Genomic DNA, 25,917 nt, shown 5'->3' on the forward strand with positions numbered 1-25,917 from the left:
ATTTATAGGCTATGTATTCCATTCCTTATAATTATTATAGCCGTAAATTTCGGAAAAACGTTTACTAAACTGGAAACTTCTAAATTTCTTCATTTTTGATAGATTGGAGTGTGTGAGCAGTCATGAATACAACACAGGTAACAATTGATGGTGATTTACTGGATACATCGGCGCAGGATGCCAATACCTTCAAGGGGTTTGGGTACTTGAGCTGCAATAATTCGTCGCGGCTCTTGCTGGATTATAAATGGGAACAGCCCGAGAGCTACCAGCAGATCTTAGCGATTCTCTTCGGCGGCCAGCACCCGCTGATGTCGATGGTCAAGCTAGAACTCGGGGATGATGCGAATACGTCTTCTGGGACCGAACCGGCGACAAAGCGCAGTGCCGATGAACCCGCTAACGTTTTGCGGGGCGCCGGCTACCAGCTGATTGCCGATGCCAAAAAGTTGAATCCGCGGTTAAAGACCAGCCTGTTGCGTTGGGGGGAACCCGGTTATTTGCGGCCACTGTGGGCGCCGGTCAAGAGCACTGATCCCGATCACAACGTACCGGAGGCGGCGTATGAACCGATGTATCAGCTCTACAAGCAGACCATTGTGGCAGCGTACCAGCAGTTCGGCTACCTCTTTGATTACGTGGATCCGGACAGAAATGAGACCAAACATCCGATGTATCGCTGGATCAAGTGGTTTGCCGACCGGTTACATAACGACACTGATTTCCCGGCGGGCTTTCCCGTGGCACGCTACCACCGGATCAAGTTGATTGCGGCCGACCAGAATTACGAGACTGAGTTTGGCGATACCATGCTGAAGGACCGGGAGTTACTCGAACGCGTGACGGCAGTCGGCTATCACTACAATACCGATGATGGGACGCATAATCAATACAAACGTTTAGCCGATGATCACCAGCACGAGGTCTGGTACAGTGAGGGCATTGCACCGATGACGTTTGGCAAGTATCGTGTACGAGCCAGTTCCGGCGATGGCATCGGTGGCAAGCAGAGTGGGCTGGATGTGGCGAACCGGCTGATTAAGGGTTATGTGAACTCTCGGCGGACCTTCTACATCTTCCAGCCCGCCGTTTCCGCCTATTATCCCGGGGTCAATTACAGTCACAAGGAGTTGATCACTGCGAGTCACCCGTGGTCCGGATACTTTGAAGTTGACAACGTGGGGTTGCAGATCATGAAGCACTTCACGGACTTCGCACAAACTGGCTGGCACGAGAGCAATCCGTGGCGTTATTTACCGAGTGCCTGCGACAGTCAGATCGGTGGGACGGAAAATCTGGATAGCCACACGGATGCGCCCAGTTATTTGACGTTGGTGGCGCCGGACAAACAGGACTTTTCAACGATTTTGGTCAACGATAGCGCGAGCCCTCGTCGGTATACGCTGGCACTCGTCAATCTACCAGCAGTTGGTAAGCCGGTCACGGTGTGGGAAAGCCGCGGTCCGGAACCGGGGCAAGTCTATGATAGCGGGCTGAAACAGCAACGTGAAACGCTCACGGCTACGGCTGGTAAGCTGACGATTCTCGTTCAGCCACATAGCATTGTGACCGCAACGACGCTAGATTTGAGTAACGATACCGAGGTCGTTTATGCACGGCAGACAGCACCCGCAGCCAATACGCTGTTGGACGTGACGGATAGCCAAGACATCTTCTATCAGGATGACTTCGGCTATGCGGCGGACTACCACACGACTCGAGGTGGCACACCGCGGTACACCACGGATCAGGGTGGGGCCTTTGAAGTCGAGCAGCGTCATGGTCAGGGCGTCCTGCGCCAACAGATCACCGAGGCCCAACGTGCGCTGGACTGGGAATACTCGTATGCACCGAACCTGACGTTGGGGGACGACCGCTGGAGCAACTACACCGTGGTAGTCTCCGTAAAATTCGATGACACGACCCAGCAGAATTCGGCGACTGGCAATTACTTTGGGATCGGCCTGTATCAAGTCACGGACGTCAAGGGGCGGCTGGAAAGCGCCCCGTATGTCTTTAAGGTAGCCACGGATGGTAGCTGTCAGTTGGTGAAGAATGATCGCATCGTGGCTTTGGGTTACGTGGATGGCTTGAACTTGGCACAAATTCACCAGCTGAGCTTTGGCATCAGCGGCAATCGATTAGCGGCGGGCATCGACGGGCAGACAGTATTGACCTTTGTGGACACGGACAATCCGCACTATAGCGGTCGCGTCAAACTGGGCACCGGCTACTATCACACGGAGATTACCCAGATTGTCGTTAAGAAGAATGATGTGGCGGATGGCGTCCAGTACCAGCGGATCGATGACTTAGACGAGCGGATCACCTACCGTGGCGACTGGCAACACGTCTGCGGGTTAGGCAATACGATTTGGAACCGAACCTTGTCGACGGGGACTGCCGGACAGAAGACCCAGGTGGCGTTTGACTTCACTGGGACTGGCTTTGCATTGTACGGTCGCCAGGTTGCGGCTAGTCGCTTAACGGTCAAGGTCGATGGTCACCTGTTGGTCCCTAATTTCGAACCGCAGCAGGCTGCCGATAAGGTGGAGAACGCCGTTTTCTTGGGGTTGTCTGCGGTCAAACATCACGTCACGACTGCGGTGACGGCCGGGACTTATACGCTGGATGCGGTTGGGTTTTACCGGTAGGCTGAGGGTGTTTCTGAATTCTTCAAGTATACTGGAAGAAAAGTGAAAAAATTGAATTCCTTCAAGTATGATTGATAAAAACAAAAAATCATTAATGTATTGAATCACTGTCGTCTGCATCCCTTTGCCGGGTACAGACGATTTTTTTGATGATTTCGAAAAAAGATGAGACTGAAACGGCGATTTTTACATTAGTAATAAGTATAAGGAGAATTTTTAAGGCGTTCGTGCTACACTCAAAGCAACTGAGTACTGAAAGGATGACAACCATGCCACAAGCAGATGTACTGTTAGTAATCGATGTTCAGAATGGGCTGAGCCAGGCCGCGGGGTATACCGCACTGGTGGATCGCATCAACGAGCGCCTCGATATCTATCATGACGAGGAGCGGCCGGTAATCTTTATGCAGCATACTGATGATGAAATGACTTACGGTAGCGATGCCTGGCGCCTCGACACACGACTTCACCGCCAGGCCGATGATACCGTATTCCTGAAGTACCATACGGATTCTTTTTACGAGACGGGGTTAGCGGATCGGTTGCATCATATTCTGGCTGAAAGCGTGGAAGTCTGTGGTTTACAGACGGAGTACTGCGTGGATACGGCGTTTCGGGTCGGTCACGACCGTGGCTTTGATATGATTACGACGGCTGGCATGAGTACCACCTTTGATACGCCGGAGCTCAGTGCGGCCATGATTCGCAAGCACCATGAGGGCATCTGGAATGGTAGCTTTGCAACGGTCTATCCGGCGGCGGAATAGCTGTCTCTCGAAACTAGTTAGTGTATAATTGAATTATGCACAACGGTTTCGAGAAGGGAAGTTTTCTAATGATAACGATCTATGATTTTTCCGAAATTGAGATGAGTGGCCAAGCCATCAACTTCGCTGATTACCGGGGGAAGGTCGTCCTAATTGTGAATACCGCTAGCAAGTGTGGGTTAGCACCGCAACTAGTGGGTATCGAAGCGTTGTATAACCGGTATCACGATCAGGGCCTGGAAGTCCTGGGATTGCCGTCGAATCAATTTCATCAAGAACTGGACTCCGACGAAGCGACGAGTGACTTTTGCCAGCTACATTACGGCGTGACTTTTCCGATGACCAAGCAAGTTCGCGTGAATGGTGAGGATGAAGATCCATTATTTACCTACCTCAAAGCCACCGCCGGTCATGGTCGAATCAAGTGGAACTTCACCAAATTCTTGATTGGCCGAGACGGCCAGTTGATTGACCGCTACGCACCGATCACGAAGCCAGAGAGTATGGAAGACGCCATCGTTCAGGCGTTGGGGACGACTGACTAACGATTGCCAGTCAAGTGTACACATTATTCAGACTGAGGAATAAATCAATAATTTTTCAAAATGAACAAAAAAATCGTGTTGCTTACCGGATAGGTTTACCCGCTAGGCAACACGATTTTTGTCTAAATTAATGTGCAATTAGGGAACCAATACCAACTGCTGCAATCACGTAAACTAATGCAATTGCAATGGTGGTCCAGGTCTCTTTTTGCCAGAATTTTTCAGTCACGGTTAGACCTCCTTAGGCTACCTTAGCGATTGGTGCAGCGGTAGACGTGAGCTTCGACTTGTTCAGAAGTAGGGAGCTGGCGACCACGGAGAATGAGCTGAACGCCATACCCAGGCCAGCAAGCTCTGGACTGAGAACGAGTCCGAGGGCGGCGAAGAGTCCGGCAGCCACGGGAATTCCCAACGTATTGTAGATGAATGCCCAGAAGAGGTTCAACTTGATACGGCTGAACGTCTTTTGACTGAGCTCAAGTGCGCGCACCACGTCCTGCAAATCATTCTTAACCAGAACGATACCACCGGCTTCGATGGCAATGTCGGTACCAGAACCCATGGCGATACCGACATCAGCGGTCGTCAAAGCTGGTGCATCGTTGATACCGTCACCCGCGAAGGCAACGGGACCATCTGTTTGTAATCGCGTGATGGCAGCGGCTTTGTCACCGGGAAGAACATTGGCGATGACTTCGTCGATACCGACTTGGTCAGCAATGGCCCGTGCTACCCGGTCATTGTCACCAGTCAACATTACCGTTCGTAAGCCGCGTGCTTTGAGCGCTGCGATGGCACCTGCTGAGCTAAGTTTAGGGGCGTCCTGAATGGCAATCAGGCCAATGACCTGGTCAGCTTGGCCGACGATGACGACCGTTTTAGCGGCGTTTTGTAACTGGGTCATTTGTTGCGTCAGTTCTGGCGTAAGCGTGTAGTTATCGAGAAGTTTGTCATTACCGATAAAGGCGGATTGACCGTCGACTGTGGCTTGCACACCCTTGCCCTGAATGGCTTGGAAATCAGTTGCGGCGACGGGGGTAAGACCAGTGTCGTGGGCCTTGTCCAGAACCGCGGTAGCCAGAGGATGTTCGGAGGCAACCTCCAGATTGGCGGCCACTTGAAGGACTTCAGGTCCCCCCACAATGTCGGTGACTTGGGGATGGCCCTCGGTGATGGTGCCGGTCTTGTCGAACACGACGGTTTTGATCTTATTGGCTGCTTCGAGGACTTCACCGTTTTTGATGAGAATACCCATCTTAGCGCTACGACCAGTACCGACCATCAATGCCGTCGGGGTGGCGATTCCTAGTGCACAAGGGCAGGCGATAATAATGACCGAAACGGCGAATAACATGGCATTCACGAGGCTGGCGCCCAACAGAACGTACCAGACGGTGAAGGTAAGGATGGCGGCAATCAGGACAGCGGGGACGAAGATGTCGGCGACCCGGTCCACAGTCTTTTGAATGGGTGCGTGACTGGTCTGGGCCTTCTTGACCATTTCAACGATTTGAGCCAACAGAGTGTCGTCACCGACTTTGCTGGCAGTAAACGTAAAGGTTCCTGTACCGTTGATGGTGGCGCCAATGACGTGGTCACCAGCTTGTTTGGTCACGGGCATACTTTCTCCAGTCACCATGGATTCATCGATGCTTGAGTGGCCATCGGCGATGGTGCCATCAACGGCGACCTTTTCACCGGGTCTTACGCGAATTGTATCGCCGACCACAACGGCACTCAGAGGGACCTTAGTGAACTGACCGTCACGGAGCACGTCGGCACTCTTGGCTTGGAGACCGATCAACTTTTCGACGGCCCCTGAGGCGGAATGCTTCATCTTTTCCTCGAAGTATTGTCCGAGAAGGATGAAGGTGATGACGAAGGCGGCACTCTCATAGAAGACGGCTCTGCCCGTAAGCATTGCATAGACACTATAGAGGTAGGCCGTTGCGGTACCAACAGCGACTAGTGTGTCCATGTTGGCATGATGATGACGGAAGGCAGCCCAAGCGCTTTGGATAAATGGCCGAGCGGAGACGGCCATGACCCCGGTCGTCAGGAGAAACATCGTCCAGGCGCCGCCAGGAAGCGTGAATCCAAAGGGGGCTGCCACCATTTCAATCAGCATAGGTAGAGAAAGAATCAGTGAGAAAACGAAACGATTCTTGATGCTCATGGTTCGATAACCACCTTTCCGCGGAACATATCCATACCGCAGGCAAACTTATAGGTGCCGGCGTGGCTGGTATCAATGGTGATTTTCTGTGGTTGGTTCAGTGGCAAATCGGCTAAGACATTGAAGTCGGGAAGCTGAACCTGATCCAGACAGCCAGCGTCGTTGATGCGGTTAAACGTGAGCGTGGCTGGCACGCCTTGTTTCAGAACGATCGTGTCGGGTTGGTAGCCACCGTCAACGGTGACGGTCGCCTTTTGTGTGGTATTTGTTTTTGTCATAAGATGACCTCCAATAGGGTTGTGTGCGTGATAAGTGATAGTTATTTGATGATGACCTTGCCGTGGAACATGTTCATTCCGCAAGCGTACTCGTATTCACCGGGGGTGCTGGTATCGATGGTAACGGCGTGATTTTCGTCCTTAGGCAAGAACTCGTTGATACCGAAGTCGGGGAAGACGACCTGTTCCAGACAGTTCGAGGGATCCTTGCGGTTAAATGTGATTTGAGCGGGAATCCCGCGCTTGAGAACGACGGTGCTTGGGGTGTAGCCACCACTGACGGAAACGTCGACGTCCTGTTTATCGTGAGTGACCGCCGCGTCGACCATTGCGGTGGTGTGCTTACCGAAGAACCACCAAGCGATGAAGCTAATCGCAATCACAGCGCCAATTGTAACGAAGAGTTTATCCATATTTAATTAGACCTGACTTTCTTTTTGTGTTTACAAACGTAATCGATGTAAATAGCATAAGACTATCGTTTACATTTGTCAACGAAAAAATAGCTTTAGATCATATTCTGTCTTTGATGACCGCCAAAAAACGTCACAGCCACTTGGAAGAAGTGGGCTGTGACGTCAGTGTTTGAATTTGAAATGAAGCGGGCGTTAGATTTCTTGGACCAGACCATCGAAGAAACGTTTGAGGGAAATCTTTCCCCGGGTGCTGCGTTCGCCCTCCAGGTACAGCATTTCACTCCGGACGTTCTTATATTCATACAGCGTGTTAGCGTATTCTACGACGATCTCGTCGCCCATGTCGTCGAGGCAGAGGTGAGCGAGGTTAGTCAGGCCGGTCTTTATGGCGCGTCGAACGCGCTGAAAGACGATCTTCTTCTCGCGGTCGTCAATGTGGTAGGCCACGTTGAAATCAATCTCACGAAAACTCAATTGTTGGTCAATCATGATCTGGGTGATAGCTAGAATGTCGGCGGAACCGGCTTCCGAGGTGATGCCCAGAAAACGCAGAATTGACAGGATCTTAGCCTTTTGCGCCTGATGGGGGTCCACGGTCGGAGTTGCCGTGGGAATGCCGCCAACCAGCGACTGCACGGCGTTGAGCTTGGCGGCCATCTGGATGCTTTGAGCGACCTTTTCCACGACCGTCTTGACCTCGATCAGGTTGATTGGCTTGTCGATGAAGAATTCGATGCCCGCCTGATAGGCCTCAGCTCGTAGCTCGTCGTCCTTAACCTGGGAAATCATGATGAAACGGAGATTGGGATGGAGGCGTTTAAGCTTTTCAACCAGTTCAATCCCGGACATGCCGGGCATCAACAGGTCAACTAGGACAATATCGACGTGTTGGATCATGATATCAGCGATTGCCTTCTGAGCGTTGGCGGCGACGCCAATCACGCTGTTGTTAGCGTCCTGTTCGAGAATCCGGCGTAGCATCATTGGGATAGCGGGGTCATCGTCGACAATGTAGAATTTCATGCGGAAACCTCCTGTGCGAGTCGTTGTTTATTGAGCGTAATTTCAAAATTAGTCCCTTTGCCGAGCTGTGAATGGACCTGAATATCGCCGTCAAATTGTTCCTGAACGATAATTTTGACGTGCGAGAGGCCGATGCCCCGGTAAACGTTCCCGGTGTTCTCGTCGAACTTAGTACTGAAGCCCGGCTGGAAAATCATGGCCTGAGTCTCTTCGTCCATGCCGGAGCCGTTATCACTGACGGTAATGATGACGTTGGGACCGACGTCGGCGACCGTGATGCGGATGTAGCCGTTGGTCTGGTCGAGCATGGCATCGGCGCTATTGAAGATCAGATTGGAGAGAATTGAGACCACGTAGTAGTGGTTGGGGATGACGATATCGACGTGGCTGTGGGTGTCGATAACGACACCCCGTTGCTCATCTTTAAGGGCTTCGCGGATGTAGCGAGTGGTCACACGCAGAATATCGGCCAGTTGCATGGGGGTCGCTTGATCGTTGCCAAAGGAACTACCCAGCCCGCAGATGACGTTTTGGTAGTCCTTCTTGATTTCGTGAACGTCGCGGGCGATGTCCAGGGCCATTTCACGTTGTGCGGGGGTGACATCGGCGCTTTGAAGTTGTTTGTTCAACAGGTAGGCGTTCTTCATGACGTTTTCAATCTCCGTAATATTTTTACGCATGAAGTAGACCTCACTCTTCACGACCGATGCCACCCAGATGAAGTGGTAGTACTGCTGTTCGTGGTCCTCATCGCGGACGAGAAGCGTGAAGTGGTGGTAAAGAAAGGCGAGACAGCAGCTGAGCAGGCTACGCAGGAGTGCGGTGACGAATAGCAATTGAAATAATCGGTAGTGGTAATCAGTGAACCCAGTTAAAATACTGACTTCCAGCAAGTTAGCGAGGTAGTCACAGACGATGATCGTCAGTAGAAAGGAGCTATTGTTTCGCTGACCCTTGCGCCAATATAGCCAGTAATACAGCACACCGTAACAGACGTAGAAGGCCATGTCGGCCGCCACGTAGCGCAGATTGTCGGTACGGCTGACATCGTTGCCAATGAATAACAGGATTCCCCGAAAGATGGGTGAGGCGCCAGCAATGGCGACCGTCAAGTGGATTGGATTCAGGTCACCGTTAAAGTAGAGAAAGATCGGCAGTAACAGCGCCGATAACGTCAGGATAAAGCCGGGGGTGTAGGCGGTGAAGTTGACCTGTGAGGCTAGGGCGATGCAGATGGCGGCAATGAGAATCCGCCGGTAACGTTCGTGACTAATGAAGCGGGATTGTTTCAACATCTTGAAATAACTCCTAACTTATTATGGACAATGGACGTTGCAAATATATGTATGATTGCTTTGACCTGAAAACAGTGCGGGTTCGCCTGCGGCTACCCAAAATTCCGTCTGCTATGGGGAACGGAGAAAGCCACAGTGCGGTCTTTCTCCTCGACTTGAAGCTGCAAAGTTCGTGCATCTTCAAGTGCGTCCCACGCTGTAAGGCCAGGAAAAATCGCCTGGTCTAACAGCGTCGTCACAGCTGACTGCATTTTGGGCCTCCTCCGGCTAAAATGATTTGGCAGTCAGTACCAAGCAATCTTTGTTCAGTGTAACGTACTTGGTTAACTTCGCAGAGGGAATCACTTTTATAAATTTGCTGTAAGTGACGAATAGTGATGATGTTGATAATCTTTTTTATTCCTTAGCGTGATTCAAGTAAAGCGAGTGTGTGAGTTAGCTGAAGCGCAAAGGGACACTTCAGTCTGACACACTAGCATTTACAGCGGCTTGGATCGCCAATTATGGTCAGTAGCCGTGGGAGCTTCAATATAATAAAAAAAGTATTTTCCCGACGACTTGAAGCTTCGTGAAGTTTCACGAAACCGATTACATATACTGTCATTGTAAATAACAAAGGAGGAATTAACAATGTACAATTTGCGGAATCGGAGTTTTCTCACTTTATTGGACTACACCCCTAAGGAAATGGGTTTCCTGTTACAGCTGGCTGAAGATCTCAAGAATGCCAAGTATGCGGGCACGGAACAGCAAAAGTTAAAGGGTAAGAATATCGCTTTGATTTTTGAAAAGAACTCGACTCGGACCCGTTGTGCATTTGAAGTTGGGGCCTACGATCAAGGGGCCCACGTGACTTACCTCGGCCCTTCCGGTACACAAATGGGCAAGAAGGAATCAGCCAAGGATACGGCACGCGTGTTGGGCGGGATGTTTGACGGTATCGAATACAGGGGCTTCTCCCAACGGACCGTGGAAACGCTGGCTGAATACTCAGGCGTCCCCGTTTGGAACGGTCTGACTGATGAAGACCATCCAACGCAAGTCTTGGCGGACTTCCTAACAGCTAAGGAAATCCTCAAGAAACCATACAACCAAATCCACTTTACATACGTGGGTGACGGCCGAAACAACGTGGCTAACGCGCTGATGATCGGTGCCGCAATCATGGGGATGACCTACCATCTGGTCTGCCCACAAGAACTGAACCCTTCACCAGAACTGTTGGCTAAGGTTGAAGCCATCGCAGAAAAGACGGGCGCAACTATCTTTATCACCGACGATGTGGACCAGGGGGTTAAGGGGTCTGACGTGCTCTACACCGACGTTTGGGTATCAATGGGTGAACCAGATGAAGTCTGGACGGAACGGATCAAGTTACTCTCACCCTACCGGATCACCAGTGAAATGATGGCAAAAACCGGCAATCCAAACTGTATCTTTGAGCACTGCCTACCATCCTTCCACGATACGGAAACCAAGGTAGGTAAGGAGATTGCTGAGAAGTTTGGAATTACCGAAATGGAAGTTACCGATGAAGTCTTCGAAAGCGACGCATCAGTGGTCTTCCAAGAAGCCGAAAACCGGATGCACACCATCAAAGCGGTGATGGTTGCGACCTTAGGCGAATAAACGGGGGACGAGCAGATGGCAAAAATTGTTGTGGCCCTCGGCGGAAACGCCCTGGGAAAATCACCGGAAGAACAGTTGCAATTGGTTAAACACACCGCAACGTCACTGGTTGGCCTCGTGGCGGCTGGTCACAAGGTTGTCATCAGTCACGGGAATGGTCCGCAAGTTGGGGCCATCAACCTGGGGATGAATTACGCGGCGGAACACGGTCAGACGGCGGCGTTCCCCTTCCCTGAGTGTGGGGCGATGAGCCAAGGCTATATTGGCTATCACCTCCAGCAGAGTTTGCAGAATGAACTCCATCAACGGGGGATTGTGAAGGATGTGGCGTCGGTCGTCACCCAAGTCGAAGTTGATGAAAGTGACGCGGCGTTCCAGCACCCTACTAAGCCGGTCGGCGCGTTCTACAGCAAGGAAGATGCCGATCGCATCGTAGCCGAAAAGGGCTACACCTTCGTTGAAGACGCGGGCCGAGGGTATCGCCAAGTGGTCCCTTCACCACAGCCCCAGTCGATCATTGAACTCAAGAGTATTAACGACTTGATTGAAAACGACAACCTCGTGATTGCCGGCGGTGGCGGCGGGGTTCCCGTGGTCAAGACCCCAGCTGGTTTGAAGGGTGTGCCAGCGGTTATCGACAAGGACCGCTCCAGTGCTTTACTAGCGGCCAACATCGCGGCGGAACAGCTGATTATCTTAACGGCGGTCGATGCCGTGTACGTCAATTACGGAAAACCGGATGAGGATGTACTCCGCGAGTTAACAGCGGCGGATGCCAAGCGCTACATTGACGAGGGCCAATTTGCACCGGGGAGTATGTTACCTAAGATCGAAGCCTGCTTAGACTTTGTCGCTTCGGGCAACAACCGAACGGCCCTGATCACGTCACTGGACCGGCTGGACGATGCATTGGCTGGAAAGGTCGGCACACTGATTAAGTAAGTTAGAACACCACTTATAATTTGGCAGACACATAGAGCGCGGTCCAAGGGATGTTGGCGTAGCACCCGTTCTTGGGACCGCGTTTTGGTATGACGTTTGGTTGGAACAAAGCTTGCTATCGCCTTACCGGGCAGCGTAAATTGGCTGGAACGCGTGGGCGGACGCCTAAAGCCATAGAGCGGTCTTTAGGCTTGGGTTTGAACCTCTGAGAAGCGAGTTTCAAACCCACCAATCACCTAAGTGGCATGCCACTTAGGTGATTCCCACGGCTGAGCCAATTTACGCCACCCTTACGGCTTACGTTGGCTTAGATCCAATCAGACGGTGAGTACCGGTTAATACTGTGACGTAGTGGTAGTTATACGAAGTACGTGTGTCTGTGGGTTGGTTAAACTAGTTTCAAATTTTTTGAAAGTGGCAGCCGCAGGCGGAAGTTACGCACAGTTTTCGGAATTGTTTAAAAGCAAGGACAGAAGTCAACTAAGAGCAAAGGGGTGGAAACATGGATACACCAGCACAACAACCTAAAAAGAAGTTCAAGCTGCGAATGCCCGGCGCGTTTGTGATCTTATTCATCTTAACGATCGTTGCCGTGATGGCGACCTGGATGATTCCTGCGGGGTCCTATTCCAAGCTTGCTTACGAATCGTCCAGCTCGTCATTGGTCATCACTAAGCCTTCGGGGAAGACGGAAAAGGTGGCGGCCACTCAGGAACAACTGGATAAGCTGGGTGTCAAGATTCAGATCAAGGAATTTACCTCAGGCGGGATCACCCAGGCCGTCTCGATTCCCAATACTTATCAACGGTTGAAACAACATCCGGCGGGCTTGGGCGCCATCACCAGTAGTATGGTGCGTGGGACCATCGAAGCCGTGGATATCATGGTCTTCATCTTCGTGTTAGGAGGACTCATCGGTGTGGTTAAAGCCAGCGGGGCGTTTGAAGCCGGCCTGCTGGCGTTGACCAAGAAGACGAAGGGTCACGAATTTATGTTGATCTTCATGGTGGCCGTCCTCATGATCTTAGGAGGAACGCTCTGTGGGATTGAAGAGGAGGCCGTGGCCTTCTACCCGATTTTGGTGCCGATCTTCATTGCGATGGGCTACGATTCCATCGTCTGTGTGGGGGCCATCTTCCTGGCGAGTTCGGTCGGGACGTCGTTCTCCACGATTAATCCGTTCTCCGTGGTGATTGCGTCCAACGCGGCCGGCATCAACTTTACGGAGGGAATCGTTTGGCGGATCGTCGGGCTGATTGTGGCTTCCATCTTCGTCATCTGGTACCTGCACTGGTACAGTAAGAAGGTGAAGAACACGCCGGCCTTCTCCTACACCTACGAGGACCGCACGTCGTTTAACAAGATGTGGTCGGTAGCCTCCGGCGACAGTGAAGAAGGCAGCGAGTTTACCTTCCGGAAGAAATTAATCCTGATTCTGTTTGTGGTGACGTTCCCCATCATGGTCTGGGGCGTGATGTCTCAGGGCTGGTGGTTCCCAACCATGGCGTCATCCTTCCTGGCATTTGCCATTATTATCATGTTCCTGACAGCGACTGGTAAATACGGGATCGGTGAAAAGGGTGTCGTGGATGCCTTTACCAACGGGTCTGCGAGCCTGGTCGGGGTCTCGTTGATCATTGGACTTGCCCGGGGGATTAACCTGGTCATGAACGAAGGTCTCATCTCCGACACGATTCTCCAGTATTCCTCAACACTGGTGGCGCACGTGAGTGGATCGGTCTTCATTCTGATCCTGATGCTGATCTTCTTCGTGCTCGGGTTCATCGTGCCATCCTCATCTGGTTTAGCCGTGCTGGCAATGCCAATCTTCGCACCGTTAGCCGATACGGTTGATATTCCACGGTTCGCCGTGGTTACGGCCTACCAATTCGGTCAGTATGCGATGCTCTTCCTGGCGCCAACCGGGCTGGTGATGGCAACCCTGCAGATGCTGGACATGAAGTACTCGCACTGGTTCAAGTTTGTCTGGCCAGTCGTTGTCTTCGTGCTGGTCTTCGGTGGCGCCATCCTGGTCGCAGAGGTGCTGGTCAGTTGAGTTTAGTGAGTTGAAATTGAAAAGTTAGCAAATAGCCGCCAGTCCCTGTCACTGAATTGCGATGGGGCTGGCGGCTATTTAGGTTGGATTAGACAAGTTAGTTTTTAGATTTGTAGCCAAAATCAGGAATGTTACGCCAGCGCTCAGAGAGGTAACGCACAGCCTGTTTGGGTTCGCGGGCCCGGGTGAAGATGCCCTTCTTGTTGCCTTGCACCCGCTGAATGCCGAATTTCGTTTGAAAGTCGGCGAAGTTCCAGAGCTGTTCACCCACAAAGTTCGGGATCTCATCGAAGACTTTACTGTAGGTCCGATAGTAATCGGTCTGATATTCCTCGGAGAATGGTTCGCCGTAAGCGCTGTGGACGCCGGCAATGGTATCGGCGCCATACTCGGTGAACATGATTGGTTTGTCGGGATACAGTTTTTGCCACGCCTGTAATTCTGCGCGGAGGTGAGTCTCGGCGGCTGACAGGTCGCCGGTATCGAGGTACCAACCGTAGTAGCGGTTGAGAGCCAGTACGTCGACCAGGTCGGATGATTTATCGGCGGCGGGTGACGCTTGAATCTCACCCACGTAGGTTAAGGGCCGATTCTGGGGATCTAACTGGCGCGCTAGCTTGAAGAGTGGCGCGAAGTATTCGTGGGCCCCCAGCGAGTAGTTGGCGGCTTCATTGGCGATTGACCACATGACGACACAGGCGTGATTCTTATCGCGGTCGATCATTTCGTGAATGACCTGACGGTGGGCCGGTTCGGTCTTCATTTTGGTCCAGGTGCCGTCATTGAAGTCGGGCTGAACGACGGCATTCATATTGAAATCAAAACGGGTCATTAGCCCGACCGCGGGCGTTTCGTCGATGACCACGATGCCTTCGCGGTCGCACAGCCGCATCATTTCATCCGAGTAAGGGTAGTGCGAGGTGCGAAAGGAGTTGGCACCCATCTGCTTCATGAGGTTGATGTCGAGAACGTTGTAGGCCGGGTTGAGCCCCTTGCCGTTGACGTAGGTGTCCTCGTGCTTACCGAAGCCTTTGAAGTAGAACGGTTGATTGTTAATCAGAAATTGGCCAGCTTTGACCTCGACCGTGCGGATGCCGAACGGCTCGTCGTACTGGTCAATGATCGTACCAGCAATAGTTCCGGACACATGCGCCGTATAGAGGTAGGCGTTGCCGGGTTGCCAGAGATGGGCGTGTGGGACAGTTGCCGTGTGGGTGGTTGGGTCGACGGTCGCCACGACTTGGCCGGTGGCATCGCAGATGGTCGTTGTCAGGTCGAGCCCCTCACCGGTTGAAGTGACCGTCACCGTAGCCGTTCCGGTAGTGAAATCTACCGTAGGGACGATGGTCACGTCACTGATGAAGTGCTGGGGTGTCGTGTAAATCTTAACCGGGCGGTGGATGCCGGCGTAGTTAAAGAAATCGAAGTTCTCATCGACGTGACGGGTCACCCGGCCATCGGCGTCGGTCGTTTCGTGATAGTTGCCGACGGGCAAGGTCGTGTGGTCGAGAAGGTTGCTGACTTTGACGGTCAGACGGTTCTTGCCGGGGATGAGGTGGTTATTTAAAACGACCTCAAATGGAGTGAAGCCGCCCTTGTGATGGGTAATTTCGATACCATTGACGAAGACCCAAGCCTCGTGGGTGACGGAACCAAAGCGTAAGACGAGCCGCTGGTCTTGAAGGGCGTGCATGATGGTGAAGTCACGTTCGTACCAGAAAAAGCCATCGTGTTGGCGAATCTTGGGGTTCACCGTCTGGTCGTTGAATGAGGCCGGGACGGCCATGAGCGTGGTGGTGGCGAGGGGCTGGGTGACTTCGACCGGGTGTTGTTCGTCTTCGACCTTGAATTTCCAGGTGCCGTCGAGGTCGAGGACGGTGCGGTCAGAATTGCTGACGGGATAGAGCATAGATTGTAATCTCCTTTGGTTATCAATGTGGGGTTAGTGAAGAGTTAGGATACTGCAAGGTTAGGATAGCACGCACCGACAGCGCTTACAACTGAGAGCCTGTTCGAACCGTTACGGTATGCCAGCGGGGTGTGCTATACTAGCAAAATGTAAGCAATATACCGTGAAATCTTCAAGGAGGATGCCCGAATGTCACTGACGACCGCAAAGAATTATCTCTTATTAACTGAAAGAATTGGCAAGAAGCCGATGCTGCGAACTCGTTTTACCACCCAAGCCTACCTGGTTCTAGCCACGTTACTGGATCTACGTGACCAGGATGTCCTGACCGTGACCGCGGGTGAAATGAAGATTGCTGACCAAGCCAAATTGGCGGCACTCCCGCAATACTTAGACGAGCTCAAGAGCCGGCTACAAGATGACCTGCAACAGGATGTCCAGCTTAAGTCGGTATTGAAAGTCGTCACGAGCTGGAACATTGTTAATGAAATTTATGACGGTATCGGTGGTGAGCTGGAGCGGGACGGCCGGGTGGAGAAGGTCGTCTTCCAAAATAATTTGAAACCGCACATTATCTATGAACCAACGGCGGTCAGCCGGACCCACGTTGCTGACACTCTAGCTCAGGACATCGACAGTCATCAACTGACGGCGGCGGATGTAAATCTGTGGTTGTTATTGCGGCAGCAAAAGGCATTACCGTATCTCTTCAGTGATGAGGCGCGCCTGACCAAATTGACCGCCGAGTTTGATCGGCAGACGGTAACTGATACGGATGCTGCAACGACACAGGTATTGACCGAAACAGCTGGTGAGATCATTCAGATGAAGAAGTTTGAAATGGATGGTTGGTTAAGCTAAATAGGTTGTGGTAAAAATAAACGGTCACCTCAGTTTGCTGGGGTGACCGTTTGTTTTTAGTTTTAGAAAATCTCATATTCGTCTGGATTTCTCTTTAAAACAGCAAGTAGTAAATCCCGCTCACCCCAATAAAGACGTAGATATACCGCTTAACGGTACCGATATTCAGGTGATTCAGCAGGTGTGCGGCAATCGCCGTTCCAATGATGGCGCCAACCATCCCGACCAGGATGTAGGGAATCACGCTGGTGGTGAGAATGCCATTGAACACCCGCAGCGTGGTGATATAGACGATGTCGATCAGAAAAAAAGTCTGGATATTCCCAATGTATTCGCCAGTGGTGTTGGCTAGCGAGAGAAAGTACAGCGCCATTAACGGGCCACCGATACCAAACAGACCATTAAAGAAGCCAGAGATAATCATGAAGATGCCGGCGACCAGCCACGGATAGGGTTTGGTCCCGGCATTTTTGTTAAATGAAAAGTAGAGGGACAGCGCAATCAATAGGCCACCGAGGAGCATGCGCAGCAGGTGGACGTCGAGCACTCGGACCAGATGAACCGACCAGGCCGCCACACTGGCGTAGACCAGGAAGGGAATGATGATTCGCTTGATATGGATGTCGTGGCGGTAGCGCAGTACCAGCGTGAGGACACTGGCCGCCATGATCAGCGAAGCCACACCGGCGCTTTCCGCAATCGGCAGAATGCTAGGCAGAAAAATCATCATCATGATAGCCGCACCGAAGCCCGTCAATCCCTGAACCAAGCCGGCGAGAAAGCCAAATAAAATTATGAGTAGCCAGGTCATTGATCAAATCTCCTTAAAAATAACTTAGTCTCAGTGTGGCCGATTGCCGAGAAGATGTCAACGCGTGAACGGATTCAAGCATGAGGGTTGCCAGCCAGTGCCATTGATGTTATAGTGTAATAGTAAAATATAACACTAGGGAGGCGGCGGATATGCATTTCGATGATAAGATTCCAATTTATTATCAAATCAAGAATCATATTTACCACGAAATCATCACGGGTACGCTACAACCAGGGGAAAAGTTGCCGTCCGTTCGGCAGCTGGCGGTGGACGTCACGGCTAATGTCAACACGGTTCAGCGGGCATTAAGCGAGATGATTGCGGCCGGAATCATTGAATCCAAACGCGGTAGGGGGAATTTTGTCACGATGGAAACGACCAAGATCACGGCGTTAAAAACACAGCTGGTGACGACCCAGCTGGCACATGTTTACCAGCAGTTGCACGCCTTGAATCTCAGCGATGAAGAAATTTTAGTGAGCGTGCAACAGTACATTGAACAGAGGGGGCAAAACAAATGACGGACAGCTTGGAAATTCAAAATGTGACCTATAAACGCGGGATGAAGACGATCTTGCACGATGCCAACCTGACGCTAGCCCCCGGGAAGATTGTTGGGCTACTTGGCGAGAATGGTGCCGGAAAGACGACCTTGATGCGCTTGATTACGGGAAGCGCTAAGGGCGCGGGCGTTATTACCGTGAGCGGCGAGAGTGCCGAGGCTGATCGAAAACGCAACGTCAGCTTTTCCGAACAACTCCGCGGGTTTGCGGGCAGCACGAAGTTGACCCGGATCGTTGATTTTTATGAAACGGTCTACGGTGACTTTGAAGCGGACCGCTTCACGGAGCTAGCGACATTCTTACAGATTGATACCAGCCTCAAGCTGGCGGCATTGTCCAAGGGGATGAAGGAAAAGTTAGTCATTGCCCTGACATTAGCGCGGCGGACAAACCTCTATTTATTGGATGAACCCTTCAGTGGTATCGACAGTATGAGCCGTAAGAAGATTATCAACAGTATTATCCAGTGGAAACCGGAGAACGCGACGATGGTGATTAGTGACCACTACGTTTCTGAGATTGCACCGATTCTGGATGAAATCGTAGTTGTTAAGGATCAGACCATTTACGCGCACCGACAGGCCGATGAGGTGCGGGCAGAATTCCATATTGGGATTGAGGCTTACTATGAGAGCCTGTACGAGAGGGGCAATGACAATGACTAATTTTGGCAAATTATTTAAGGTGTTCAACCGCAGCAAGTTTTCGGCGGTTAACCAGTTAATGTTGATTGAGCTGGCGGCGATTGCAGTCAGCCTGATCTGGACGTTGGTCTCGGGCCACATGTCGCAGATGAACTTTCTGGGAGCTGTGAGCGGCTGGTCTGGCTTGGTCTACATCGTGGGATTTGTTCTGATTGCCCGACAAGCTGAGATGGCTTTCACACGGGACACGTACCGATTGATTCCGGCTAAGAACGTCACTTTTTATGTGGCAAATTTAGTGTCTTCGCTGGTCATGTTCCTGTACCTAATCCTGTTACAAGTCGGCTTGCACCTGATTGGCCTCGCGGTTGCTTGGCGTAAAATCCGCAGTGAGCTAGGGGGACTGACCATGAGTCACCCCTTGGGCATCAGTGCCGGGGATATTACGCAAATTGGGTTGACCGTGACGTTGCTGGTGCTAACGGTCTTTGTCCTCGCACTGACGACGGTCACGCTGATCCACTTGACGGTTAGTGCCACAAATAACTTCCTGCCAGCTGCGGGTAAGCGGGTCGTGGATGCTATCCTGTATATTGTGGTGATTCTATTGGTGATGCGTGTGGGTGTCTTCTTGTTCGCCCAGCTCAATCAGGTCATGACGACCCTTAACGTCCAAGGGCTGACGAACATGGTGATTCCACTGATTGGGATGCTGGTCGTGGCCGCATTGGAGTCCTTCATCAGCGTCTTCCTGATGAAGCGTTGGGTGGAGACGGTTGCGAACTAGGCCTATCATTTAAATCCGAAATAAAGTAAACACCGAGGAACCGTGCTTAAATTAGCACGGTTCCTCGGTGTTTTTGTGTGTTCATTTAGATGTTTTGTAAGAGTTCTTGAGTGGCTGGAATTGCCGCCCCAATAGCAACGGCGTGGTCAACGACGGTTCCACGTTTCAGGTATCCTGGTGTTTCGGGAAAGACGGATAGTTTGCCCAATCGGTGTTTTAGAGCCGTGATATTGGCTTCGCTGAGGTACTTCGTTAACTCGCCGGCAATGACGATAGGGAGGTCAACAAACATGTGGAGATTGTAGATGGCTTCCGACAGGTAATTGAGGTAGGTTTCGAAGCGTTGTTCAATCTGCTTATCGTGATGATGGAGGTCTGCAAAGAATGTACCGAGATCCTCGTTTGCTTGGAGTAGAGAACTGACGGAACAGTAGGTTTCAATGCAGCCACGGCGACCGCAGTAGCAGATGGGGCCATCGGTGGAGTTTAACGTGATGTGTTCCATCGTGCCACTCCGACCGCTGGGGCTTTTGAAGACTTTTCCGTTAATGATGATGGCGGTCCCGATGTGCTCGCTGATCGACAGGAAAATACCGTCGGTCGGCTGATTTGCGTATTCGGCAACGGCAACACAGTCCGCGTCATGGTAGAAAGTCACTGGGAAGGGGAGGTACTGGCCGAAGTTATCGGTCTTCATCCCAGTGCAATCAAGAATCTTACCATAAAGAATCGTCGTACCATCGTTGGAAATCAGCCCTTGAATTCCGATTCCCACGCCGCTAATCTGAGTCAAACTGAAGCCCTTGGTTCGTAGAAAAGTCAGCAGTTGTTGGCTGAGTGCCTGCGCATACTGGTCGTCATTGGCAAAGGGAAGATTAGTTGTATGAATGTCGAGAACCTCATTACGAAGGTTCAAAACGGCAATCGTTGCGTAATTTCGAAAAATCTCGACACCGACGCTCAGGCTAACATTGGGGTCGATGGCGTAGGCGGTCGCGCGCCGCCCAATTAGTGATTTTAATTGGCCACTCTTAATGATCAGGTGCCGTTCGGTTAGTTTTTGGAGATTGGAGCTGACCGTGGGCAAGCTGAGATTCAATTGGTCCGCGATGTCCTGCTTGGAAAGCTTGTCATTGTCATACAGCAGATGATAAATATTCGAGTAATTGGAACGTTGAATGGATTGCATATTACTTGTGCGCATGGTGGGCTCCCTTCTGAATGATTGAATGACTTTAGTGTAGCACATTTAGACGAAATAGAAAGTGACTTGCCACAATTAAGTAAGCGCTACCAAAGAAATGCAGGCAAGGCTCGTGATTAGTGGCTGGGATGGTTGTCGGCGAGGTTCCGAACTTAAGAGGATGGATAAGTGAAAATTTCACAGAAGCAAATTAGTTTCACACAATCTGTAGTGGATAAGCGCTGTATCAGTGGGAATACTGGATACCGAACATTATGTGAAATTGATATTTAAGTGTTCAACCGGTTGCTTATGAAAACGATTGCAATTATACTAGTGCAGTAATAGATTTTATCAAATGGGTTTGCAAAACGATTTATACTAATTATTTGTGGGGTGTTGGAATTGAAAAAGTACCTGTCCTATGCTTTAGGAACGTTTGGTCATGACGCGTTCTATAATACGTTGAGCATCTATTTCATGATGTTTCTGACGAGTCAGCTATTTACGAATAGCGGCGACGAGAAGATGGTAGGAATCGTCACGATGCTGGTTGTGGTGATTCGAGTTGGTGAGATTATCTTTGATCCCATGATTGGTGGGGTGGTTGATAATACGAATACACGCTGGGGGAAGTTCCGACCGTGGATCATGATTGGGTCGGTCGTTGCCTCGGTTGGCTTGGTGTTCTTGTTCTCAGATTACTTTGGAATGGCTTGGAGTAGTCCCACAGTATACTTGATCTTGATTGCGGTGACCTTCTTAGTCGTCGATGTTTTCTATTCATTTAGTGATATTGCACTGTGGTCGTTACTTCCCGCAGTCAGCCTGGATTCCAAGACGCGAACTAAATTCGGGACGGCCTCACGGATTGGGTCTACTTTGGGGGCACAAATTGTCATTGTGATTATTACGCCCGCGATTATGCTCTTTTCTCACTGGATTTCTAAGGTGCCATTTGGTCAGCAAACACGTGCAGGCTGGACGGGTTACGTATTGATTGTGGCTGTGTTGTGTACCGGTGGGGCACTGATTACCTCACTGAACCTGAAGGAAGAACATAACGTGATTCGGTCCAACGTCAAGCACACCACGCTGTCCGATATCTTTCGGGCGATTGGCCGGAACAAGCAGTTGCTGTGGATTGCGGCGTCCTATTTCCTATTTGCGTTCAGCTATGTGGTTACCAATTCTCTACTGATGTACTATTTCCGCTATCGTTTGGGCAATGCTGGTGCATATACCTGGGTCGGTGTGATCACCTGTGTCTTGGGGGTTGTTTCAGTTGCCCTGTACCCCGCACTGGAGGACCTGATTCGGCGGAAGGCGATTTACATTGGCGGGATTGCCTTTATGTTGATCGGTTACATCTTGTTCTTGTTTGCCGGACAAAACTTGTTGCTGGTCTTACTGGCAGTGTCATTTTACTTCTTCCCATATCCGCTGATCTTCTTGGCGACGTTAATGACGATCACCGACAGTGTTGAGTATGGGCAGCTGGTCAACGGTGTGCGGAATGAATCCGTGACGTTGTCAATCCGGCCATTAATCGACAAACTTGCCGGTGCGGCGTCTAACGGGATTGTCGGCATCGTTGCGGTGATGGTTGGGATGACGGGGAACGCTAAGCCTAGTGATATCTCGGCTAGCGGTGTCAGTCAATTCAACATGTTTATGTTCTACATTCCAATTGTGTTGTTAGTCATTGCTGCTCTTATTTTTTGGCTCAAAGTGACCCTGACCGAAGAAAAACACGCTGAAATTGTCCGTGAATTAAAGAAACGGCTAAAGTCACAACCCGCTGAAAGCTAGATATGATGGGGGTTAGCTACAACGAGTAACCCAGACGAATAAAAATATTTGAAAACGGTACCAAAAAGGATTGACTTCTAGAAATTTTGGGTTTATGCTTAATCGTGAATTAAAGAAAGTCATTTTACAAAATACATTTATCTTTTAGGAGGAATTATCATGGGTATTTTAGATAAGATGCGTCTTGATGGTAAGAAAGCATACGTTACGGGTGGTGCTCAAGGTTTAGGTAAAGCCATGGCAACTGGATTAGCAGAAGCTGGTGCCGATGTCGCAATCGTTGATATCAACATCGCCAAGGCGCAACAAACAGCTCGCGAAATTGCGGAAGCAACTGGTCAAAAGGCTATTGCAATTAAGACCGACGTCACCGATCCTGAACAAGTTCAAAACATGATCGACACGGTTGTTAAGGAATTAGGTGGTTTGGATGCCGCCTTCAACAACGCCGGAATGTGCTTGAATGTACCAGCCGAAGAAATGACGTTTGAACAATGGCAAAAAGTTGTTAACTTAAACTTGAACGCTGTCTTCCTTTGCTCCACGGCTGCTGGTCGTTACATGTTGAAGCAAGGTTCAGGTTCAATCGTAAACACCGCGTCAATGTCAGCACACATTGTTAACCGGCCACAACCACAATGCTCTTACAACGCCACAAAGGCTGGGGTTATTCAATTGTCCAAGTCATTAGCCATTGAATGGGCTAAGAAGGGTGTGCGGGTTAACACCATGAGTCCTGGTTACATGGGCACCGACTTGACCTTGAACTCACCTGACTTGAAGCCATTAATCAAGACTTGGAATGACTGGGCACCACTTGGTCGTTTAGGCAAGCCAGAAGAATTACAAGGAATGGCCGTATACTTGGCTAGCGATACCAGCAGCTTCTCCACTGGTTCCGATTACTTAGTTGATGGTGCCTTCACGGCATGGTAAACCGTCGCGATTAACGTTTGATCAAAGAGGGGAATAACGATGAAATACTTGATTGGTACTGATATTGGGACATCGGGGACGAAGAGTATCCTGATGGACACGAACGGCAAGTTAATTGCGCAGGACTTGGAGGAATACGATGTTCTAACACCGCGTCCACTCTGGGCTGAGCAGTGGCCAGATGTCTGGCTGAAGGGTGTTAAGGATTCCATCCGGGCGGTCGTTAATGAAAGCGGTGTCTCGCCGGATGATATCAACGGAATTGGTCTGAGTGGCCTGTATGGCGGCTCTGGTGTTCCAGTTGATGCCGACATGAATCCGGTACGGCCGGACCTGATTTGGATGGATCGGCGCGCTGCGGGTGAAACGGAATGGGTCAAGGAACACGTTGACCTGGACCGGTTATCCGAAATTACTGGTAACGATGTGGTTGATCCATACTACGGGTATACGAAGGTACTGTGGATCAAGAATCACGAACCAGAAAATTGGAAGAAGACGGCGATGTTCTTACCACCGAACAATTACGCAATCTACAAATTAACTGGTGAAGTTTCCATTGATTACTCAGCTGCTGGGAACATCGGTGGTTTCTACGATGTGAATACGGGCACTTGGTCTAAGGAAATGATGGACGCGATGGGTGTCCCGATGAACAAGATGCCACAGAAGTTCGTTGATGCGACCGAGATTGCGGGTCGGTTGACCGCGGACGTTGCCGCTGACTTGGGATTGAATGCCGGAACGCCAGTCATCGCCGGGGGTGTCGACGTTGGTGCTGCTAACATCGGGATGGGTGTCTTTGAACCCGGCCGGTACGTAGCTGCCATTGGATCATCCATGAACGCCGCACTTGTCAGTGAAAAACCAATCAAGGGTAAAGGACTCATCGTTTGGCCATATCCTTATAAATCACGAGAACTGGTTTATAACTTTAGTGGATCAGCCACAGCCGGGGCCATTACGAAGTGGTTCCGCGATAACTTTGGGGATGCTGAAGTTGCTGTTCACAATCAAGGTGGACCGAACGCCTACGTTACTCTGGGTGCGGAAGCTAAAGATGTGCCAGCTGGTAGTCGGGGATTAGTAGTTCTCCCATACTTCATGGGGGAACGGGCGCCTGTCTGGAACTCTGATGCGAAGGGCATGGTCTTCGGACTATCGTTAGTTCATACGAAGGCAGATCTGTTCCACGCCTTCCAAGAAGCGGTTTGCTACGCTTTGCGGCACAGTATGGAAAGCACGGGCCGTGACTTGGGTGATTACATTGTGATTGCCGGTGGCGTGACGAACTCGCCAGACTGGGTTCAAATGTTTGCCGACGTGACGGGTTATGCCGTCCGGACACCTGTCGATGATGCGGAAGCTAACCTGGGTGATGTGATGTTGGCTGGTTTAGCAACGGACACCTTAACGGTTGATGAAGTTCAGAAGTGGCAAGTTCTGGGCGATAAGATTGAACCCCGTGCTGAGCAGCATGCCACCTATAACGACTACTACAAGCTTTACCGAAAGCTCTATGATGACTTGGGCGATGATATGCACACCTTGTCGTTGATTTCCGGTATCGAGGAGTCTTAACACGTTAGACGATCGATTTCTGACGAGAGCAGGCTCGAGAGTAAACGTGAACGATTAAATGAGGAGTTCGGGAACTATTCTCGGACTCTTCATTCGATTGGGGGAAATGAAGATGTACCGAATGATAACGAGTGATCTAGATGAGACGTTGCTTCGAGCAGATGGCAGCATTTCAGCGGCAAACATTGCAGCAATCAAACGGGCCACTCAAATGGGAATCAAATTTGTACCGAATACGGGGCGTAGCTTTCTGAGCATCCAACCGCTCTTGCGACGTCTTGGACTGTGGAACCAGCCCAATCAGTATGTGATTTCATACAATGGCGGCGCAATCGTCGAAAATTGGGAAAATCACGTTCTGCTGAGTCGTGAACTGCCCTACGAGGTGGCTGCGGCGGTCTTTAAAGTTCTGCAGCAGTTCGACGTGGCAATTCACGTGTATACGTTGCGAGGACTCGCAATTTATCATCCTGTAGCGGCTGACTTGGCTTACCTGAAGACGCGCGGCGTATCGGCCACAACTATGCGTGGTGACTTTTCGCAGTTTCAGTTGGGGCGAATCATGAAAGTAATTGCGATGAGTCCAAGCCTAGCAGTCCGACGTGCAGCAAAGGCGGCGGTAGAGCAACAGGTTACGCAGCCGGTGACGTGCACATTTTCATCGGATCGCTACATGGAAGTGAATCCCGTTGGTGTTGACAAGGGGCAGGCCACGTTAGCTTTAGGACAGCGCTTGGGAATTTCGCCAGCAGAAATTATGGGAATTGGGGACAATGCCAATGACCTGGCGATGCTTGAGCAAGTCGGGTGTGCGGTTGCCGTACAAAATGCCTCGGCAGCAGCTAAGAAAGTGGCTACGCATGTCACCACCGCAAACTTTGAATCTGGGGTAAGCGAGGCAATTGATCGCTGGGTTCTGAATTAGCAAGCGGGTGCGAATGAAAACCCGTGGTGATACAACTGAAAAGGTGACTCACAGAATAGAATGAAGGGTCATACCGGCCGAAAACCAGTGTGAAGGGCCATTGACTGGATTTGTGGAAATG

The 25,917-nt window shown here is 50.8% G+C and carries 22 protein-coding genes; 14 read left to right on the forward strand and 8 right to left on the reverse strand.

The window, feature by feature from the left end; genetic code table 11:
- Positions 1 to 122: 122 nt before the first annotated feature.
- The 3 genes from FD07_RS04485 to FD07_RS04495 all read left to right on the forward strand — a co-directional run bounded on the left by FD07_RS04485 (position 123) and on the right by FD07_RS04495 (position 3,966).
- Positions 123 to 2,654, forward strand: a complete 2,532-nt coding sequence (locus tag FD07_RS04485) for a glycoside hydrolase family 30 protein (RefSeq protein ID WP_020089368.1) — start codon at positions 123 to 125, stop codon at positions 2,652 to 2,654.
- A gap of 269 nt (positions 2,655 to 2,923) precedes the next feature.
- Positions 2,924 to 3,421: an isochorismatase family protein gene (locus FD07_RS04490; protein WP_020089367.1), complete on the forward strand. Its 498-nt coding sequence runs from the start codon at positions 2,924 to 2,926 to the stop codon at positions 3,419 to 3,421.
- A 68-nt stretch (positions 3,422 to 3,489) separates the two neighbouring features.
- Positions 3,490 to 3,966: a glutathione peroxidase gene (locus FD07_RS04495; RefSeq protein ID WP_020089366.1), complete on the forward strand. Its 477-nt coding sequence runs from the start codon at positions 3,490 to 3,492 to the stop codon at positions 3,964 to 3,966.
- 241 nt (positions 3,967 to 4,207) lie between these two features.
- Here FD07_RS04495 and FD07_RS04500 read toward each other — a convergent pair whose 3' ends face one another.
- From FD07_RS04500 to FD07_RS04520, 5 genes are all read right to left on the reverse strand, one after another.
- A complete protein-coding gene (locus FD07_RS04500; protein ID WP_020089364.1) occupies positions 4,208 to 6,142 on the reverse strand; it encodes a copper-translocating P-type ATPase in 1,935 nt (644 codons plus the stop codon).
- Positions 6,139 to 6,420: a cupredoxin domain-containing protein gene (locus FD07_RS04505; RefSeq protein ID WP_020089363.1), complete on the reverse strand. Its 282-nt coding sequence runs from the start codon at positions 6,418 to 6,420 to the stop codon at positions 6,139 to 6,141. The genes FD07_RS04500 and FD07_RS04505 overlap by 4 nt, the downstream gene beginning before the upstream one ends.
- Before the next feature lie 41 nt (positions 6,421 to 6,461).
- Positions 6,462 to 6,833, reverse strand: coding sequence for a cupredoxin domain-containing protein (locus FD07_RS04510; protein WP_020089362.1), 372 nt, complete (start codon positions 6,831 to 6,833; stop codon positions 6,462 to 6,464).
- A gap of 195 nt (positions 6,834 to 7,028) precedes the next feature.
- The gene (locus FD07_RS04515; protein WP_020089361.1) at positions 7,029 to 7,859 is read right to left on the reverse strand and encodes a DNA-binding domain-containing protein; all 831 of its coding nucleotides are present in this window, start codon (positions 7,857 to 7,859) and stop codon (positions 7,029 to 7,031) included.
- Complete coding sequence (locus FD07_RS04520; RefSeq protein ID WP_020089360.1) at positions 7,856 to 9,154, reverse strand: sensor histidine kinase; 1,299 nt, start codon at positions 9,152 to 9,154, stop codon at positions 7,856 to 7,858. Before FD07_RS04520 ends, FD07_RS04515 begins: the two co-directional genes overlap by 4 nt.
- 630 nt (positions 9,155 to 9,784) lie before the next feature.
- Between FD07_RS04520 and argF the strand changes: the two genes are divergently transcribed.
- The 3 genes from argF (at position 9,785) to FD07_RS04535 (ending at position 13,781) form a co-directional block, all read left to right on the forward strand.
- Positions 9,785 to 10,783, forward strand: coding sequence for an ornithine carbamoyltransferase (gene argF, locus FD07_RS04525; RefSeq protein ID WP_020089358.1), 999 nt, complete (start codon positions 9,785 to 9,787; stop codon positions 10,781 to 10,783).
- A gap of 15 nt (positions 10,784 to 10,798) precedes the next feature.
- Positions 10,799 to 11,725, forward strand: a complete 927-nt coding sequence (gene arcC / locus FD07_RS04530) for a carbamate kinase (protein ID WP_020089357.1) — start codon at positions 10,799 to 10,801, stop codon at positions 11,723 to 11,725.
- 502 nt (positions 11,726 to 12,227) lie between these two features.
- Positions 12,228 to 13,781 carry a YfcC family protein gene (locus FD07_RS04535; protein WP_020089356.1) on the forward strand — a complete coding sequence of 518 codons (1,554 nt, stop codon included), beginning with the start codon at positions 12,228 to 12,230 and terminating at the stop codon, positions 13,779 to 13,781.
- A 97-nt stretch (positions 13,782 to 13,878) separates the two neighbouring features.
- Here FD07_RS04535 and uidA read toward each other — a convergent pair whose 3' ends face one another.
- Complete coding sequence (gene uidA, locus FD07_RS04540; protein WP_020089355.1) at positions 13,879 to 15,690, reverse strand: beta-glucuronidase; 1,812 nt, start codon at positions 15,688 to 15,690, stop codon at positions 13,879 to 13,881.
- A 189-nt stretch (positions 15,691 to 15,879) separates the two neighbouring features.
- Here uidA and FD07_RS04545 point away from each other — a divergent pair, with 189 nt between their 5' ends.
- The gene (locus tag FD07_RS04545; protein ID WP_020089354.1) at positions 15,880 to 16,551 is read left to right on the forward strand and encodes a hypothetical protein; all 672 of its coding nucleotides are present in this window, start codon (positions 15,880 to 15,882) and stop codon (positions 16,549 to 16,551) included.
- 94 nt (positions 16,552 to 16,645) lie between these two features.
- Here the strand turns inward: FD07_RS04545 and FD07_RS04550 are convergent, their stop codons facing one another.
- Positions 16,646 to 17,362, reverse strand: a complete 717-nt coding sequence (locus FD07_RS04550; protein WP_020089353.1) for a sulfite exporter TauE/SafE family protein — start codon at positions 17,360 to 17,362, stop codon at positions 16,646 to 16,648.
- A 152-nt stretch (positions 17,363 to 17,514) separates the two neighbouring features.
- Between FD07_RS04550 and FD07_RS04555 the strand changes: the two genes are divergently transcribed.
- Genes FD07_RS04555 through FD07_RS04565 form a run of 3 tightly spaced genes read left to right on the forward strand, consistent with a single transcriptional unit; the run spans position 17,515 to position 19,359 of the window.
- Positions 17,515 to 17,886 carry a GntR family transcriptional regulator gene (locus tag FD07_RS04555; protein WP_020089352.1) on the forward strand — a complete coding sequence of 124 codons (372 nt, stop codon included), beginning with the start codon at positions 17,515 to 17,517 and terminating at the stop codon, positions 17,884 to 17,886.
- Positions 17,883 to 18,593: an ATP-binding cassette domain-containing protein gene (locus FD07_RS04560; RefSeq protein ID WP_020089351.1), complete on the forward strand. Its 711-nt coding sequence runs from the start codon at positions 17,883 to 17,885 to the stop codon at positions 18,591 to 18,593. Before FD07_RS04555 ends, FD07_RS04560 begins: the two co-directional genes overlap by 4 nt.
- Positions 18,586 to 19,359 carry a hypothetical protein gene (locus FD07_RS04565; RefSeq protein ID WP_020089350.1) on the forward strand — a complete coding sequence of 258 codons (774 nt, stop codon included), beginning with the start codon at positions 18,586 to 18,588 and terminating at the stop codon, positions 19,357 to 19,359. The genes FD07_RS04560 and FD07_RS04565 overlap by 8 nt, the downstream gene beginning before the upstream one ends.
- Before the next feature lie 85 nt (positions 19,360 to 19,444).
- Here FD07_RS04565 and FD07_RS04570 read toward each other — a convergent pair whose 3' ends face one another.
- Positions 19,445 to 20,563, reverse strand: coding sequence for an ROK family transcriptional regulator (locus FD07_RS04570; protein WP_020089349.1), 1,119 nt, complete (start codon positions 20,561 to 20,563; stop codon positions 19,445 to 19,447).
- Positions 20,564 to 20,947: 384 nt separating this feature from the next.
- Between FD07_RS04570 and FD07_RS04575 the strand changes: the two genes are divergently transcribed.
- From FD07_RS04575 to FD07_RS04590, 4 genes are all read left to right on the forward strand, one after another.
- A complete protein-coding gene (locus FD07_RS04575; protein ID WP_020089348.1) occupies positions 20,948 to 22,354 on the forward strand; it encodes a glycoside-pentoside-hexuronide (GPH):cation symporter in 1,407 nt (468 codons plus the stop codon).
- Positions 22,355 to 22,513: 159 nt separating this feature from the next.
- On the forward strand, positions 22,514 to 23,290 hold the full coding sequence (locus tag FD07_RS04580) for an SDR family oxidoreductase (RefSeq protein WP_020089347.1): 777 nt from the start codon (positions 22,514 to 22,516) through the stop codon (positions 23,288 to 23,290).
- A 39-nt stretch (positions 23,291 to 23,329) separates the two neighbouring features.
- Positions 23,330 to 24,871, forward strand: a complete 1,542-nt coding sequence (locus FD07_RS04585) for an FGGY-family carbohydrate kinase (protein WP_020089346.1) — start codon at positions 23,330 to 23,332, stop codon at positions 24,869 to 24,871.
- Positions 24,872 to 24,983: 112 nt separating this feature from the next.
- Positions 24,984 to 25,796 carry a Cof-type HAD-IIB family hydrolase gene (locus FD07_RS04590; RefSeq protein ID WP_020089345.1) on the forward strand — a complete coding sequence of 271 codons (813 nt, stop codon included), beginning with the start codon at positions 24,984 to 24,986 and terminating at the stop codon, positions 25,794 to 25,796.
- The last annotated feature ends 121 nt before the right edge of the window (positions 25,797 to 25,917 follow it).

It is taken from the genome of Levilactobacillus parabrevis ATCC 53295 (genome assembly GCF_001434055.1).
Classification (GTDB): domain Bacteria; phylum Bacillota; class Bacilli; order Lactobacillales; family Lactobacillaceae; genus Levilactobacillus; species Levilactobacillus parabrevis.

Excerpts from the sequence above, each read along its gene's own strand:
- FD07_RS04485 (WP_020089368.1), top strand. The coding sequence starts at position 123 with ATGAATACAACACAGGTAACAATTGATGGTGATTTACTGGATACATCG.
- FD07_RS04490 (WP_020089367.1), top strand. The coding sequence starts at position 2,924 with ATGCCACAAGCAGATGTACTGTTAGTAATCGATGTTCAGAATGGGCTG.
- FD07_RS04495 (WP_020089366.1), top strand. The coding sequence starts at position 3,490 with ATGATAACGATCTATGATTTTTCCGAAATTGAGATGAGTGGCCAAGCC.
- FD07_RS04500 (WP_020089364.1), bottom strand. The coding sequence starts at position 6,142 with ATGAGCATCAAGAATCGTTTCGTTTTCTCACTGATTCTTTCTCTACCT.
- FD07_RS04505 (WP_020089363.1), bottom strand. The coding sequence starts at position 6,420 with ATGACAAAAACAAATACCACACAAAAGGCGACCGTCACCGTTGACGGT.
- FD07_RS04510 (WP_020089362.1), bottom strand. The coding sequence starts at position 6,833 with ATGGATAAACTCTTCGTTACAATTGGCGCTGTGATTGCGATTAGCTTC.
- FD07_RS04515 (WP_020089361.1), bottom strand. The coding sequence starts at position 7,859 with ATGAAATTCTACATTGTCGACGATGACCCCGCTATCCCAATGATGCTA.
- FD07_RS04520 (WP_020089360.1), bottom strand. The coding sequence starts at position 9,154 with ATGTTGAAACAATCCCGCTTCATTAGTCACGAACGTTACCGGCGGATT.
- argF (WP_020089358.1), top strand. The coding sequence starts at position 9,785 with ATGTACAATTTGCGGAATCGGAGTTTTCTCACTTTATTGGACTACACC.
- arcC (WP_020089357.1), top strand. The coding sequence starts at position 10,799 with ATGGCAAAAATTGTTGTGGCCCTCGGCGGAAACGCCCTGGGAAAATCA.
- FD07_RS04535 (WP_020089356.1), top strand. The coding sequence starts at position 12,228 with ATGGATACACCAGCACAACAACCTAAAAAGAAGTTCAAGCTGCGAATG.
- uidA (WP_020089355.1), bottom strand. The coding sequence starts at position 15,690 with ATGCTCTATCCCGTCAGCAATTCTGACCGCACCGTCCTCGACCTCGAC.
- FD07_RS04545 (WP_020089354.1), top strand. The coding sequence starts at position 15,880 with ATGTCACTGACGACCGCAAAGAATTATCTCTTATTAACTGAAAGAATT.
- FD07_RS04550 (WP_020089353.1), bottom strand. The coding sequence starts at position 17,362 with ATGACCTGGCTACTCATAATTTTATTTGGCTTTCTCGCCGGCTTGGTT.
- FD07_RS04555 (WP_020089352.1), top strand. The coding sequence starts at position 17,515 with ATGCATTTCGATGATAAGATTCCAATTTATTATCAAATCAAGAATCAT.
- FD07_RS04560 (WP_020089351.1), top strand. The coding sequence starts at position 17,883 with ATGACGGACAGCTTGGAAATTCAAAATGTGACCTATAAACGCGGGATG.
- FD07_RS04565 (WP_020089350.1), top strand. The coding sequence starts at position 18,586 with ATGACTAATTTTGGCAAATTATTTAAGGTGTTCAACCGCAGCAAGTTT.
- FD07_RS04570 (WP_020089349.1), bottom strand. The coding sequence starts at position 20,563 with ATGCGCACAAGTAATATGCAATCCATTCAACGTTCCAATTACTCGAAT.
- FD07_RS04580 (WP_020089347.1), top strand. The coding sequence starts at position 22,514 with ATGGGTATTTTAGATAAGATGCGTCTTGATGGTAAGAAAGCATACGTT.
- FD07_RS04585 (WP_020089346.1), top strand. The coding sequence starts at position 23,330 with ATGAAATACTTGATTGGTACTGATATTGGGACATCGGGGACGAAGAGT.
- FD07_RS04590 (WP_020089345.1), top strand. The coding sequence starts at position 24,984 with ATGTACCGAATGATAACGAGTGATCTAGATGAGACGTTGCTTCGAGCA.